This window comes from Stenotrophomonas sp. Steno-Z4 (genome assembly GCF_056393145.1).
Genome location: NZ_JBWJPC010000004.1, coordinates 16,609 through 31,553, shown reverse-complemented (window position 1 = coordinate 31,553; position 14,945 = coordinate 16,609). Strand labels below are relative to the sequence as shown.

At 67.9% G+C, this 14,945-nt stretch carries 12 protein-coding genes; 9 read left to right on the top strand and 3 right to left on the bottom strand.

Annotated elements, in window-relative coordinates; all coding sequences use genetic code 11:
• The first annotated feature begins 5 nt into the window (after positions 1 to 5).
• Positions 6 to 380, top strand: a complete 375-nt coding sequence (locus AC06E7_RS10945) for a hypothetical protein (RefSeq protein ID WP_068851791.1) — start codon at positions 6 to 8, stop codon at positions 378 to 380.
• A gap of 77 nt (positions 381 to 457) precedes the next feature.
• On the opposite strand, the gene clpA is transcribed toward AC06E7_RS10945, so the two are convergent.
• Both clpA and clpS read right to left on the bottom strand, forming a co-directional pair.
• A complete protein-coding gene (gene clpA / locus AC06E7_RS10940; RefSeq protein WP_068851788.1) occupies positions 458 to 2,740 on the bottom strand; it encodes an ATP-dependent Clp protease ATP-binding subunit ClpA in 2,283 nt (760 codons plus the stop codon).
• A gap of 326 nt (positions 2,741 to 3,066) precedes the next feature.
• Positions 3,067 to 3,396, bottom strand: a complete 330-nt coding sequence (clpS, locus tag AC06E7_RS10935) for an ATP-dependent Clp protease adapter ClpS (protein ID WP_068851786.1) — start codon at positions 3,394 to 3,396, stop codon at positions 3,067 to 3,069.
• Positions 3,397 to 3,490: 94 nt separating this feature from the next.
• On the opposite strand from clpS, the gene AC06E7_RS10930 reads away from it, so the two are divergent.
• The 6 genes from AC06E7_RS10930 to AC06E7_RS10905 all read left to right on the top strand — a co-directional run bounded on the left by AC06E7_RS10930 (position 3,491) and on the right by AC06E7_RS10905 (position 7,862).
• Positions 3,491 to 3,955: a hypothetical protein gene (locus AC06E7_RS10930; RefSeq protein ID WP_068851783.1), complete on the top strand. Its 465-nt coding sequence runs from the start codon at positions 3,491 to 3,493 to the stop codon at positions 3,953 to 3,955.
• Between the two features lies 1 nt (position 3,956).
• Positions 3,957 to 4,418, top strand: coding sequence for an NUDIX hydrolase (locus tag AC06E7_RS10925; protein ID WP_282245181.1), 462 nt, complete (start codon positions 3,957 to 3,959; stop codon positions 4,416 to 4,418).
• Entirely contained in the window at positions 4,415 to 5,554 is a 1,140-nt protein-coding gene (gene mnmA / locus AC06E7_RS10920) for a tRNA 2-thiouridine(34) synthase MnmA (RefSeq protein ID WP_478064647.1), read from the top strand. The genes AC06E7_RS10925 and mnmA overlap by 4 nt, the downstream gene beginning before the upstream one ends.
• The gene (hflD, locus tag AC06E7_RS10915) at positions 5,551 to 6,165 is read left to right on the top strand and encodes a high frequency lysogenization protein HflD (RefSeq protein WP_184123689.1); all 615 of its coding nucleotides are present in this window, start codon (positions 5,551 to 5,553) and stop codon (positions 6,163 to 6,165) included. Before mnmA ends, hflD begins: the two co-directional genes overlap by 4 nt.
• A gap of 150 nt (positions 6,166 to 6,315) precedes the next feature.
• A complete protein-coding gene (locus tag AC06E7_RS10910) occupies positions 6,316 to 7,506 on the top strand; it encodes a methyl-accepting chemotaxis protein (RefSeq protein ID WP_068851775.1) in 1,191 nt (396 codons plus the stop codon).
• A gap of 98 nt (positions 7,507 to 7,604) precedes the next feature.
• Positions 7,605 to 7,862: a hypothetical protein gene (locus AC06E7_RS10905; RefSeq protein ID WP_478064645.1), complete on the top strand. Its 258-nt coding sequence runs from the start codon at positions 7,605 to 7,607 to the stop codon at positions 7,860 to 7,862.
• Positions 7,863 to 8,006: 144 nt separating this feature from the next.
• Here AC06E7_RS10905 and AC06E7_RS10900 read toward each other — a convergent pair whose 3' ends face one another.
• Entirely contained in the window at positions 8,007 to 10,811 is a 2,805-nt protein-coding gene (locus tag AC06E7_RS10900; protein ID WP_478064644.1) for a bifunctional diguanylate cyclase/phosphodiesterase, read from the bottom strand.
• Between the two features lie 143 nt (positions 10,812 to 10,954).
• Between AC06E7_RS10900 and AC06E7_RS10895 the strand changes: the two genes are divergently transcribed.
• Both AC06E7_RS10895 and AC06E7_RS10890 read left to right on the top strand, forming a co-directional pair.
• Positions 10,955 to 13,057: a sensor histidine kinase gene (locus AC06E7_RS10895; RefSeq protein ID WP_478064642.1), complete on the top strand. Its 2,103-nt coding sequence runs from the start codon at positions 10,955 to 10,957 to the stop codon at positions 13,055 to 13,057.
• A 3-nt stretch (positions 13,058 to 13,060) separates the two neighbouring features.
• On the top strand, positions 13,061 to 14,818 hold the full coding sequence (locus AC06E7_RS10890) for an EAL domain-containing protein (RefSeq protein WP_478064640.1): 1,758 nt from the start codon (positions 13,061 to 13,063) through the stop codon (positions 14,816 to 14,818).
• Positions 14,819 to 14,945: the final 127 nt, after the last annotated feature.

Here is a 14,945-nt window from a genome sequence, read left to right as displayed (position 1 = left end):
CCGCCATGAAGACCCTGATCGCGCTTTGCCTGTTGGTTGTTTCCAGCGCAGCCGCTACGGCATCGGCGCAGACTGCGCCAGCTGCCGCCACCCCGGCGGCCTCCGATTGCATCACCCTGTCCAGCGACCAGCAGCTGGTCCGCAAGGGCGCCGATCGCAGCATCCTGCTGCGCAACGGCACCGATCACTACATCGTCCATTTCCAGAACAGCTGCAGCCAGGCCAGCTTCTCGCGAAAGCTGGAGTTTGCCACCCCCAGCAACGAGGGCCAGCTGTGCGGGGCACGCGCCAGCAAGCTGCGCACCGACACCGGCAGCTGCGATGTCGCCCGGCTTGAGCCGATCAGCGCAGAGGCGTTCGCATCCCGCGCCAAGCGCTGAGCGGGGCCCAACAAAAACGCCCCATCCGGGGCGTTTTTGCGTTCAAGGAGCCACGGCCAACGGTCGTGGCCTGCCGGTCATTCGACCGTTGCCGGCAGCAGCCGCTCCGGCTCGGCCTGCGCTTCGACGAACAGCTCGTCGTCGCGCACATCGATGCTGACCCGGCCGCCATTGACCAGCTTGCCGAACAGCAGCTCGTCGGCCAGCGGACGCTTGACCTTGTCCTGGATCACCCGCGCCATCGGGCGGGCACCCATCAGCGGGTCGAAGCCGTGGCGGGCCAGCCAGTCGCGCGCGGTCGGGGTGGCCGACAGGCTGACGTGCTTTTCCTGCAGCAGCATTTCCAGCTCGATCAGGAACTTGTCCACCACGCGCAGGATGTGCTCGAAGCCCAGCGGCTGGAACTGCACCACCGCATCGAGGCGGTTGCGGAATTCCGGCGTGAAGCTCTTGCGGATGATCTCCATCGCATCGGTGGCGTGGTCCTGCCGGGTGAAGCCGATCGACCGCCGCGAGGCCTGCGCCGCGCCGGCGTTGGTGGTCATCACCAGCACCACGTTCTTGAAGTTGGCTTCGCGCCCGTTGGTGTCGGTGAGCACGCCACGGTCCATGACCTGCAGCAGGATGTTGAAGATGTCCGGGTGGGCCTTTTCCACCTCGTCCAGCAACAGCACGCAGTGCGGGGTCTTGACGATTTTTTCGGTGAGCAGGCCACCCTGGTCGAAGCCGACATAGCCCGGGGGCGCACCGATCAGGCGGCTGATCGAATGCGGCTCCATGTACTCGCTCATGTCAAAGCGCACCAGCTCGATGCCCAGCTGCAGCGCCAGCTGCTTGGTCACCTCGGTCTTGCCCACGCCGGTGGGGCCGGCGAACAGGAAGTTGCCGATCGGCTTTTCCGGATTGGCCAGGCCCGAACGGGCCAGCTTGATCGCCGAGGACAGGGTCTCGATGGCCGGGTCCTGGCCGAAGATCACCATCTTCAGGTTGCGCTCCAGGTGCTGCAGCACGTCCTTGTCGGTGGCGCTGACCTGCTTGGCCGGAATGCGCGCCATCTTGGCCACGATCGTTTCGATTTCCTCGATGTCGATCAGCTCCTTGCGCTCGCCCTCCGGCAGCAGGCGCTGGCGGGCACCGGCTTCGTCGATCACGTCGATGGCCTTGTCCGGCAGCAGGCGGTCGCCGATGTGCTTCACCGACAGGTCCACCGCCGCCTGCAGCGCGTCATCGGCATAGGTCACGCCGTGGTGCGCCTCGTACTTGGGCTTGAGGCCCTGCAGGATCTCGTAGGTTTCACCGACGGTCGGCTCGACGATGTCGATCTTCTGGAAGCGCCGGGCCAGCGCACGGTCCTTCTCGAAGATGCCGCGGTATTCCTGGAAGGTGGTGGAGCCGATGCAGCGCAGCTCACCGGAGGCCAGCGCCGGCTTGATCAGGTTGGAGGCGTCCATGGTGCCGCCCGACGCCGACCCGGCACCGATGATGGTGTGGATCTCGTCGATGAACAGCACCGCGTTGGGCATCTTCTTCAGCGCGGTCAGCACGCCCTTCAGGCGCTTCTCGAAATCGCCGCGGTACTTGGTGCCGGCCACCAGCGCGCCCAGGTCGAGCGAGTAGATGACCGCATCGGCCAGCACGTCGGGCACCGTACCTTCCACGATGCGCTTGGCCAGGCCTTCGGCAATGGCGGTCTTGCCCACGCCGGCCTCGCCCACGTAGAGCGGGTTGTTCTTGCGGCGGCGGCACAACACCTGGATGGTGCGCTCGATTTCGTCGCGGCGGCCGACCAGCGGGTCGATCCGGCCGTTGCGCGCCGCTTCGTTGAGGTTGCTGGCGAACTCGGCCAGGGCATCGCCCTTGCCTTCGCCATCGGCACCCTCGGCGCGCCCTTCAGCGTCCGACGACGGCGGCACTTCGCCCTCCTCGCCCAGCTTGGCGATGCCGTGGGAGAGGTAATTGACGATATCCAGCCGGGTCACGTCCTGCTGGTTGAGGTAATAGACCGCATGGGAGTCCTTTTCGCCGAAGATCGCCACCAGCACGTTGGCGCCGGTGACCTCCTTCTTGCCCGAGGACTGCACGTGGTACACGGCCCGCTGCAGCACGCGCTGGAAGCCCAGGGTGGGCTGGGTGTCGCGGCCGTCATCTTCGGCCAGGCGCGAGACGGAGGCCTCGATGGCCTGCTCCAGCTCCTGGCGCAGGCGGTCGGCGTCGGCCCCGCATGCCTTGAGCACGGCCTGGGCGGACGGGTTGTCGAGCAGTGCCAGCAGCAGGTGTTCCACCGTCATGAACTCATGGCGGGCCTCACGGGCGCGCTTGTAGCACTGACCGATGGTGTGTTCGAGGTCTTTACTGAACATGTTCTACTCCGGCGGCAGTTGAGAACAATATGCGGCCTACCTGCACAATTTCCATCACCCTACTGGATCGGTGCGTTCAGATGGCGTTATCACTTGCGCGATCATGCCCCAGACACCACCAGCATTGGCTGCCGACCCGTGATGGCGACGTCATCGACCCGTTGCAAGGCGCCCCGCCCCCTTGGCGGTCCCCGGCGCTCTTTCCTTCATGGACGGGCATGGGGCCCGAAAACGGCCATGCGTGGGCCGGCCAACGGCCGGCGCTACGAATCGTGATGGGCCCATTGGGGCCTGGATCAATCAACCGGGGCGGCGGGAACGCCTTGTTATCCGGCTTTTTCCATCGTGCACAGCAGCGGATGCTGGTTCATGCGCGAGAACTCATTGACCTGGGCCACCTTCGATTCGGCGACCTCGCGGGTGAACACACCGCACACGCCACGGCCACGGGTGTGCACGTTGAGCATCACCTGGGTGGCTTTTTCCAGATCCATCGAGAAGAAGTGCTGCAGCACGGTCACCACGAAGTCCATCGGGGTGTAGTCGTCGTTCAGCAGCATCACCTGGTAGAACGGCGGCGGCGCGACCTCCGGGCGGGCTGGTTCCAGCGCTACGCCGTGGTCGTGATGGGGTTCTTGGGAGGGCTCGCGGGGCATCGGGACATTATAGACGCCGCACCGCCCGGATTGGACGTTGGCCCCCTGCCCCCGTCACAATCCACTCATGGATACATACTTTCACAGGGATTTCATGAAAAGGATCGCCACCGCGCTGCTGCTGACCGCCACCGTGTTCGGGGCCCAGGCCGCAACGCCCGACAAGGCCGTCGGCCGCGTACTGGATACGCTGAAGTACCCCTACGAGGTCGACGAGGACGGCGACTACAAGCTGGTGTTCGACGTCGAAGGCGACCGCACCCAGCTGGTGTTCGTGCGCTCGGCCGTGGAAGAGTACGGCAAGCACCGCATCCGCGAGATCTGGTCGCCGGGCTACAACGCGCCGGGCAAGCAGTTCTCCGCCGCGGTGGCCAACCGCCTGCTGGAAGACTCCCAGGATGCCAAGCTGGGCGGCTGGGTGAAGCAGGAGCAGCTGGCCATGTTCGTGGTGAAGGTGGATGCCAACGCCAGCGCGGACGCCCTGAGCGAGGCCATCGAAGCGGCGATGAACACCGCCGATGCGATGGAACTTGAACTGACTGGAACGGACGAATACTGACGTGAACGAAGTGCAGGACCTGCGCTGGGCGCCGCACGTGACCGTGGCCACCGTGGTGGTGCGGGACGGGCGCCTGTTGCTGGTGGAAGAAGCCATCGACGGCCGCGCGGTGCTCAACCAGCCGGCCGGGCACCTGGAGCCGGGCGAAAGCCTGGCCGCCGCCGCCGTGCGCGAGACCCTGGAAGAATCGGGCTGGACGGTGCGGCTGACCGCCTTCATCGGCACCTACCAGTGGACCGCGCCCGACGGCACGCCGTTCCTGCGCTTCGCCTACGCGGCCGAGCCGATCTCGCATGACCCGGCCCGACCGCTGGACACCGGCATCCTGCGCGCGCTGTGGCTGGACCCGGCCGAGCTGCAGGCCGAGCCCTCGCGGCTGCGCAGTCCGCTGGTCTGGGAGGTCGTTGCCGACTTCCTGGCCGGCCAGCGCCACCCGTTGTTGATCGTGAAGGAGGTTGCATGAGCACCCCGCGCATCATGGTCGGCGTTTCCGGCGGCGTGGATTCGTCCGTGGCCGCCTGGCGGCTGGTCCAGCAGGGCGAGCCGGTGGCCGGGCTGTTCATGCAGAACTGGGCCGACGACGGCAGCGGCGATTGCCGCGCCGAAGACGACCGCCGCGATGCGGTCGCCGTGTGCGGCCTGCTCGACATTCCGTTCCACTTCCGCGACTTCTCCAGCGAATACTGGCAGGGCGTGTTCGAACACTTCCTGGCCGAATACGCGGCCGGGCGCACCCCCAACCCGGACGTGCTGTGCAACCGCGAAGTGAAGTTCAAGCACTTCCTGGACGCGGCCCGCGAGCTGGGCGCCGAACGCATCGCCACCGGCCACTACGCCCGCGTGGCCCAGGTGGGCGGGCGCTGGGCACTGCTGCGCGGTGCCGACCGCAGCAAGGACCAGAGCTACTTCCTGCACCAGCTGGGCCAGGCCCAGCTGGCCGCCACCCTGTTCCCGATCGGCGACCTGCAGAAGAACGACCTGCGCCGCATTGCCCGCGATGCGCGCCTGCCGACCCACGCCAAGAAGGACTCCACCGGCATCTGCTTCATCGGCGAGCGGGACTTCCGCGAGTTCCTGGGCCGTTACCTGCCGGCGCGTACCGGTGAGATCCAGGACCCGGACGGCAACCGCATCGCCGAGCACCCCGGGGTGTTCTATTTCACCCTGGGCCAGCGCGAAGGCCTGAACATCGGCGGCGTGCGGGGCCGCCCAGCGGCCCCGTGGTACGTGGTGGGCAAGGACGTGGCCAGCAACGTGCTGTACGTGGACCAGGACCGGGAAAGCCCGTGGCTGCAGTCGACCCGCCTGCATTCGGAAATTGCCCACTGGATCGCCGGCGCACCGCCTGCGCGCGAATTCGAGTGCACCGCGCAGACCCGCTACCGCCAGCCGGACGAGCCCTGCACGGTGCGGGTGCGCGACGATGGCAGCGTGGACGTGCGTTTCGCGCGGCCACAGCGTGCCGTCACCCCCGGGCAATCCCTGGTGTTGTATGACGACGAGGTCTGCCTGGGTGGCGCGGTGATCGCCGCCACCGATGCGCCGCTGGAGCAGCGCCTGCGCACCGCCCCTTCCCCCTTCGAGGTATCTGCTGCATGAGTTTTTCCGTCGACGACCGCGTCCTTGCCCTGGCTGGCATCGCCCAGGCGCTGCAGCAGGTGCGCCGCATCGCCGAAACCGGCCATTCCGAGGCCAGCGTGGTCCGCACCGCCATCGACAGCGTGTTCCGGATCGACGCTGACAGCCCGCAGGCCATCTACGGCAGCGCCGCCAACCTGGCCCCGGGCCTGCGCCTGCTGCACAACTATTTCCGCAACCAGGGCCAGGACGAGATCCTGCCGCGGCTGGCATTGGCCGTGCTGCAGCTGGAGCGCCGCTTCGTGCGCGAGGACGCCGTGGTCGAGCAGGTCAGCCAGGGCATCGCCCGTGCCCAGCGCCAGGCCGCCGAGCTGAACGACAGCGCCCACCCGGACGTGCTGTCCAGCCTGGGCGGACTGTATGCCGACACCATCAGCCACCTCAAACCGCGGGTGATGGTCCAGGGCAACCCGCACTACCTGGGCCAGGCCGGGGTGGTGGCCGAGATCCGCGCGCTGCTGCTGGCGGCGGTGCGTTCGGCGGTGCTGTGGCGCCAGACCGGCGGCCAGTACTGGGATTTCCTGATCTCGCGCAAGGCGATGATTGACGCTGTTGACCGTCAGCTTCGCTGACGGAAAGGAGTGACGACCAACGGTCGTCACCTACCGGGACGGGCTCACGACCAACGGTCGTCACCTGCCGGCGCACAAAAAAGTGCGCCATGCCTAAAGCAAACGGGGGTACGGCCGATACATCATCCGTGCACCTCCCCGAGAACGTCCATGTACTCACGCCTCTTCACTAGTCTGGCCGCCCCCCTGGTCCTGACCCTGCTGCTTCCCTTCGCCATCGGCTTTGAATGGCCGGCCGCCCTGCGCTGGGCGATCCTGACCACGATGACGCTCAGCTGGCTGGGGTTCGCGTGGTGGACCGCCCGCGCCCAGACCCAGCGCTCGCCCGAGCATGCCCGCATGATGCGGGAACAGGACCAGCTGCTGACCGAGCTGCGCTCGTTCGTCGGCAACGAAATCGACGGTTCGCGTGGCGAAATCGAACGCGCCCGTGACCTGATCCGCCAGGCCGTGGCCGGCCTGGGTGGCAGCTTCGATGCCATGAACCGCAAGTCCCGCCAGCAGAGCCAGGCACTGGCCCGGATCGTCGACCGCGCCGGTGAAGACGGCGGCGCCGGCGTCGACGTGGCCCGCTTCGCCCAGCACGCCAGCCACCGCATGGAACAGCTGGTGGAAGCGCTGGAACAGGTCAGCGGCCAGAGCAGCAACACCGTGCAGCACATCGACCAGATGGCGCAGCACCTGGATGGCATCTTCGCGCTGCTGGAAGACGTCAAGTCGATCGCCGACCAGACCAACCTGCTGGCGCTGAACGCGGCCATCGAAGCAGCCCGTGCCGGTGAAGCCGGTCGCGGCTTCGCAGTGGTGGCCGACGAGGTGCGCAACCTCTCCGAGCGTTCCACCACCTTCAACGAGCAGATCCGCAAGCTGGCGCACAGCTCCAAGGACGCCATCGCCAAGGTCCGCGAGACGGTGTCCAACATGGCCTCGCGGGACATGGACCGCTCCCGCGAAGCGCGTCACGAAGCGGCGGCCATGCTCGACAACGTGGCGCAGATCAATGCGTCGCTGGGCGAAGGCATGCGCGAGATCTCCGAGTGCGGCCGTGCCATCGACAGCAGCGTGGCCGAAGCCGTGCGCGCCCTGCAGTTCGAGGACATCGCCACCCAGGCCCTGGGCGGCGTGCACACCCACCTGGACCGCCTGACCTCGATCAACCGTGAAGCGGTCGGCCTGCAGGAGCTGCTGCACCGTAACGGCGGCGTGTTCGATGCCGAAGTGGCCACCGCGCTGCAGCGTACCGGCAACCGCCTGCGCGAAATGCGCAGCGAATGGGAACGCCCGCCGCACAAGCCAGTGAGCCAGCAGAGCATGGCAGCCGGTGCGGTTGAACTGTTCTGACCCGCCATTCGTGCCGGCAACGGCATTCCACGAGGGCCCCGGCATTGCCGGGGCTTTCGTGCGTGTAGCGCCCTGACCCATCTGCTGAAGACTGCCGCATGTTGTTGAACGCCGCCCCCTCCCAATTGATTCCTGCCGGTAACGGCGCGTCGCCCGACGCTGCGGGCGACGTCATGCCCCCTGCTCTGGCGCCCGTAGTGCCGAAGAGCGGGCGTGCGCTGTTGGCGGCGCTGGAACAACAGGCGCAACGGGAACTGGCGGGAATGATGGCGACGGCACCGGCGGCAACGCCGCTGGATCCCGCATTGGCGGGATTGGCGTGGGACCTGGGATGGAGCGGAGAAAGGATTGGTTGATACGGGTCCCGATGAGCCCGTAACAATCCGTGGATCGGAATCAACCCACCACAGGCCGGTCAACGGTCATGGACACGACGGCATCGGGATCATCAACGGGCAACGGACAGCGGTAGCGCCGGCCGTTGGCCGGCCCACGCCCCTTCAGGGGGCGACCGGAATCCGCAACGCGTCACCCGCCTGGGCGGGAATCGCCTGCATCTGTCCGCCACCGTGCTTCAGCCACTGGGCCAGGTCACGCGGGGTCAGCGGGCGCGAATACAGGTAGCCCTGGATCTCATCGCAGCCCTGGCGGCGCAGCATCGCTTCTTCCTGCTCGGTTTCCACGCCTTCGGCCACCACTTTCATGCCCAGGGCGTGGCCCAGGTGCACGATGGCCTGGGTCACCTCGGCGGTACCGGCATCGTGGAGCATGCCCTGCACGAAGCTGCGGTCGATCTTCAGGCGGCCCACCGGGAAACGGTTGAGGTAGTGCAGGTTGGAGAAGCCGGTACCGAAGTCGTCCACCGCCAGCGGCACGCCGTGCCGCTCCAGCACATCAAAACAATGCCGCAGCACGTCGGTGTCGCGGATCAGCGCCGATTCGGTCAGCTCCAGTTCCAGCCGCTGCGGTGCCCAGCCATGGGCGTGGCAGATGTCGATCACCCGCTCGGCGAAGCCGCGGTCGCGCAGCTGCACGGCCGATACGTTCACCGCTATCCGGTCGAACACCAGCCCTGCCCGGTCCCAGGCGGCTGCCTGGCGGCAGGCTTCGGCCAGCACCCAGTCGCCGATGCGCACGATCTCGCCGCACTTCTCGGCAATGGGAATGAACTCGGCCGGACTGCAGTAGCCAATCCCCGGGCGGTGCCAGCGCAGCAGCGCCTCGATGGCCGGCGGCTGGTCCTGCGCCGCATGCAGCAGCGGCTGGTAGGCCAGGCTGAATTCTTCGCGCTCGATGGCGCCCAGCAGCGCGTGCTCGATCTCCAGCTTGCGCTGGATCCGCAGCAGCGCGTCCTGGCTGTAGTACTGGTAGGTATTGCGGCCCGCTTCCTTGGCGGCATACATGGCCGCATCGGCTGCGCGCAGTAGGGAATCGAAATCGGTGCGTCCTTCGTCGAGCATCGCAATGCCCACGCTGGCGCCCACCTTCAAGGTGGTGTCACCGCGCTGCAGTGGCTCGGCCAGCGATGCGATCAGCTTGCGCGCCACGTGCCCGGCATCTTCCGGGTCGGCCAGGTCGCGCAGCACCACGATGAACTCATCGCCGCTGAAGCGCCCGAACAGGTCGGCGTTGCGCAGGTTCTGGTGCAGCCGCGCCGCCGCTGCCTTGAGCAGCGCATCGCCGGTGGCGTGGCCGAAGGTGTCGTTGATGGTCTTGAAACCATCCAGGTCGATGAACAGCATCGCCAACGGCGCGCCGCGATCGCGCGCTTCCTCGATGGCGTCGGCGGTCTGCTCGCGCAGCAGCATGCGGTTGGGCAGGCCGGTGAGCAGGTCATAATGGGCCAGCAGCTCGATCCGCTCGTTGGCTTCGCGTTCGCGGGTGATGTCACGGAACAGCACCACGAAGCGGGTTGGCAGGCCGTCGCGATGGTCCAGCTCGACCAGCACCTGCACCCAGACGCGCAGCCCGGACTGGCGGTAGAAACACAGGTCCAGCTGTTCGGGCAGGCCGCCGGCGGCAATGCGCGCCAGTGCGGCCTCGAAGGCATCGCGCGAATCCTGCGTGTACAGCGCCAGCGCCTGGTCCAGGGTGATCGGTTCCTTGCGCAGCCCGTGGATGCGGTAGCACTCCTCGGTCCACTGCATGTGGCGGGTGGCCACGTCGATCTCGCAACCGCCAATCCTGCCCAGCGCCGATACCCGGTTCAGCAGCTCGGTCCGCCAGCGGATGAGCGCATCGGTCTGGTGCTGTTCGGTGATGTTCTGGACCTGGCCGAGCAGGCGCTGGATGCGCCCGTCCGGGCCCAGCAGCGGCTGCATCCACAATCGCAGGTGCAGCGCGCTGTCGTTCCCGCGCGGCAGCTCCAGCGCCAGCGTGCTGGGCTTGCCATCGCGCAGCATGCGCCGCCAGGCCTGCCGCAGCAGGCCGCGCGAACGCGGTTCCAGCAGGCGCAGCCAGTGCCGGCGACTGCTCAACGGGGCATCGCCCACGCCGAGCAGCGCCCGGAACTCCGGCGACCACCAGAACTGGCGGCTGTCCGGGTCCCACGACCAGCTGCCCATGCTGGCGATGCGCTGCGCCTCGCGCAGGTGCACCTGCTGCTCCAGCAGCAGGGCTTCCATCTGTTTCTGTGCCTGGATGTCGGTGTGGGTGCCGACCATGCGCAGCGGCTGTCCGTCGACGGTACGGGCCACCACGCGGCCGCGATCGAGCACCCAGCGCCACTCGCCTTCGGGATGGCGCAGGCGGTACTGGGCGGTGTACACCTCGCCTTCGCCGCGCAGGTGCGCGTCGAGCGCCGCGCGCACCGCGGCCTGGTCATCGGGATGCACCGGCGCCAGCAGCGCCTGGCCGGCGTCCGCCGCCGCGTGTTCGTCCACGCCGGCCGGCACGTCATGCCAGCGCTGCGAACGGGTCACCGCGTCGCTGGGCAGGTCCCAGTCCCACAAACCGTGGCCGGCGTGGTCCAGCGCCACTTCCCAGCGGCTGCCCGCGTAGGCGGCCACCGGTTCGGGCACGCTCAGGGTGAAGGCCAGCAGGTTGCCATCGGCGTCGTGCACGGCGCGCATCCAGCCATCGAAGCGTCCACGGGGCCCACCCGGCAGCTGGCACGGCACCAGGCCGCCATCGGCGGCCAGCAGCCGCAGGTCTTCCAGCAGCTCGCCGTAGGCCGCCACGGTAGCCGGCAACCCATGTTCGCGCGCGGCCGGATTGGCGGCAAGCGGGCGCCCGGTCCGGTCCAGGATGACCAGGGCCGAGGCCAGGGGGTGCTGCAGCAGACTCGCGATGATGCCTTGGTCCACGCGGTATGACTCCGATAACGCACCCGACAGCCGGGAACGCAATCGTTAGCGGCTGTTCTGGTCGATAGTTGAGCCTCGCGTGCGCCCGGGGTGTCCCAGCCACTACTATGGACCGCCCACCCAACCCCTTCCCGTCGCGCCCCATGCCTGTCGTCCCGCCCGGCCCGCCCGCACCGCACCGTCGTGACCACCCGCTCGCCCAGGCCCTGCGCCGCGATCGCTGGCGGGTGGTGCTCGGCTATCTGGTGCTGGCGCTGGTCTGGATCCTGTGCAGCGACGCCGCCGTGCAGGTGCTCACCGCCGACCTGGCCACGGCCGCGCGCTGGCAGACCGCCAAAGGGGCGTTCTTCGTCATCCTCAGCGGCGCGCTGATCTACCTGCTGCTGCGCCCGCTGGCCCACCACGTGCTGCAGACCCACGCGAAGCTGGAGCACTCCGAGCAGCGCCACCGGCAGCTGTTCGAGGGCAACCCCGGGCCGATCCTGGTGTACGACCTGGACACGCTGGAGATCCTGGACGTGAACCCGGCCGCGTGCAGCCTGTTCGGCTGGACGCGCGAGGAGTTCACTGCCCTGCCGATGACCGCGCTGTGGCCACCGGGCGACGAAGCAGTCCTGGCCGCCAAGCTTGAGCAGATCCGGGCCCAGCCGGACCAGCTGTGCGTGCTTACCGCCGACCTGCTGTTGAAGGACGGCAGCCCGCGGCGGATCGAAATGCGCAGCAACTACCTCGATTACGCCGGTCGCCCGGCACGGCTGCTGATCGCCATCGACCGGACCCGTGAAGACCAGGCACTGCGCCGCCGCGACCAGGCCCTGGCCCGTGTCGAGGAAGCCCATGAAATGGCCCGGATCGGCGCGTGGGAAGTCGACCCCGCCACGGGTATGGGCCAGTACTCCAACCAGGTCTACCACCTGCTGGGCCGGCGCCCACCGGAAGCGCGGCGCTGGCACCGCTTCGACGAGCTGCTGGTGCCGGCCGATCCGTCCACCGCCGCACTGAGCGAACAGCTGCTGCAGGACATGCGGGGTGAGCAGGTGCAGATCGACGTACTGCTGCCGCTGCTGGCCATGGACGGTCGCGCCTTGATGGTCCACCTGCGCGCCGAGAGCGGCACCGACGACGCCGGGCGCCCGCGCGTGCTGGGCACCCTGCAGGATGTCACCGAGCGCGAACACTCGCGGCGCCTGCTGCGCGAGCGTGAGGAGCAGTTCCGCGAACTGGTCCGGGTGCTGCCCGACGGCGTGGTGATCCTCTCCGACGAACACGTGCTGTATGCCAATGCCTGCGCCGCGGCCCAGTTCGGCTACGGGCAACATACGCTGCTGGGCGAGCCGCTGTCGGCGCTGGTGGCTGCCACCGACCTGTCCCGGGTCCGCGCGCAGCTGTTCGCCACCATTCCCCTGCCCAGCAGCGGCAGTGAAGTCATCGGCATGCGCCGGCTGGACGGCGAAGGTTTCCAGGCCGGCCTGGCGGTGGGCGAGGTCCGTTACGGCGGGCGCAACTGCAAGCTGTTGATCGTGCGCGACCTGAGCGAGCCCGAGCGCATCCGCGAGGCGCTGGAAACCAGCAACCGCGAGCTGCAGGCCATGGCCGGGCGCCTGTTCTCGCTGCAGGAAGACGAGCGCCGCGCGATCTCGCGCGACCTCCACGACGATATCGGCCAGGCCATCACCGCCATGAAGCTGTCGGCGTATGCGGCACAGGATGAAGCCGATCCGCAACGGCGCGGCGAGGACCTGGAGCAGATCATCCAGCTGGCCGACACCACGGTGGGCAAGCTGCGCGACATCTCCACCCTGCTGCGCCCGCCGCAGCTGGATGCACTGGGCCTGGAGGCGGCGTTGCGCTGGCAGGCCGGGGTGCTGTTCCGTTCCTCGCCGATCGAACTGCTGGCCGACATCGCGGCGCTGCCGCGACGGCCGCAGGGTGAGATCGAGCAGGCCTGTTTCCGCATTGCCCAGGAAAGCCTGACCAATGTGCTGCGCCATGCGCGCGCCAGCCAGGTGCACCTGAGGCTGCAGGACGTGCAGGACCATGGCCTGCACCTGCAGGTGCGCGATGACGGCGAGGGTTTCGACCCCGACGGCCCGCGCGGGCTGGGCCTGATCGTCATGCGCGAGCGCGCGCAGAGCGCCGGCGGCACCCTCAAGATCGAGTCGGCGCATGGCGCCGGCACCCTGGTCGACCTGTTCCTGCCTTACCGCAGCGATGGCGTGGCCACCCCCGATACCGTGGAATATTGAGTGATGTGGAACCCTTCCCTGCCCCTGGTCAGCATCGAGGACGCGCCGCCCCGGCTGGGTGCCGGCAATCCTGCGCTGCAGGCGATGGTGGCCGAGGCCGCCTCCGGTGGCACGCCGTTGATGCTGATGCACGTGGATATCGACCACTTCGCGTCGGTCAACGAGAACATGAGCGCCGAGGTCGGCGATCAGGCGCTGGTGCTGGTGGCCCAGCGCCTGCAGCACCACCTGCGCGGGCGGGGCAAGCTGTGGCGGCATGGCAGCGATGAGTTCCTGATCGCGGTACCGCGCACGGCCGACCTGCCGCTGCCGGACGACCTGGCCGAAGAGATCCGGCAGCAGCTGGAGCTGCCGCTCTCGGTGCTGCCGTATACGCTGTTCATGACCGGCAAACTCGGCGTCAGCCTGTGTCCGGAACATGCGACAGAGACCTCGCGCCTGCTCGACCATGCCGAGGACGCGCTGTACCAGGCCGCCCGCGAGGGCGGCAATGCCGTGCGCATCCACGCGGTCAACACCCCGTCCAGCGCGCACAGCGAGAGCATCATCGCGCGCCAGATCGTGGACGCCATTCCCAATGGCGAGCTGAAGCTGCGCTACCAGCCGCTGGTGAGCGCCCGCGATGGCCACGTGGTCGGGATGGAGGCGCTGCTGCGCTGGCAGTCACCGACACTGGGCATGCTGGTGCCGGAGCGTTTCATGCGCACCGCCGAGCGGCTGGGCATCATCGTTCAGATCGGCACGTGGGTGCTGGAGGGCGCACTGAAGCAGGCCAGGCTCTGGCGGGACCTGGGCTTCGATGACTTCACCATCGCGGTGAACGTGTCGACGCTGCAGCTGCTGCGTCCGAACTTCTTCGGTGAGGTGATGGCGCTGATGCAGACCGCCGGGGTGCCGGCGCACATGCTCACGCTGGAAATCAACGAAAGTGCGCTGACCAACAACGTCAACTTCGTGCACGAAACGCTGGTGAACCTGCGCAACGAAGGCATCAGCCTGAGCCTGGACAACTTCGGTACTGGCGATTCCAGCCTGAGCGCGCTGGTGCGCTACCCGGTGGACAAGCTGAAGATCGACCGCAGCTTCATCAAGAGCGCGCCGGCCGGCAACCGCGAGGCGGCCATTGCGCGCGCGATCATCGCCATGGGCCACCAGCTCGGCATGACAGTGATCGCCAACGGGGTGGAGTCGCAGGCGCAGCTGGGCTTCCTGCGCCGCAATGACTGCGACGTGTTCCAGGGGTACCTGTTCGGCGAGCCGATGTCGGCCGACGCGGCGGGCATGACCCTGCGCCGGCGCTACCTGCGCCCGGAAGCGTTCGCCGAAACCCGCCCGGACCGCACGCTGCTGCTGCTGGATGATGAGGAGAACGTGCTGCGTTCGCTGGTGCGCCTGTTCCGCCGCGATGGTTACCGGATCCTGGCGGCGGGCAACGTGCGCGATGCGTTCGACCTGCTGGCGATCAACGATGTGCAGGTGATCCTGTCGGACCAGCGCATGAGCGACATGAGCGGCACGGAGTTCCTGGGCCGGGTGAAGATGCTGTACCCGGACACGATCCGGCTGGTGCTGTCGGGCTACACGGACCTCAACACGGTCACCGACGCGATCAACCGCGGCGCGATCTACCGCTTCCTGACCAAGCCCTGGAACGACGACGAGCTGCGCAAGCACATCCACCAGGCATTCCGCACGCACGAAGAGCAACGGCGCGCCAATACATCACAGCCCGTTGCGATACCGGCGCCGGAAGGCGATTGAGAGCAGCGTTTCCGTAGCTACGTGATGGGGAGGGCGCCGGGCAGCCCTCCCCTCACAGTTTGTCGCGGGCGGAAACGAACGGCAGGCACACCCTGCGCTGGTAGAGTCGGTTCCCAAACGACTGCCG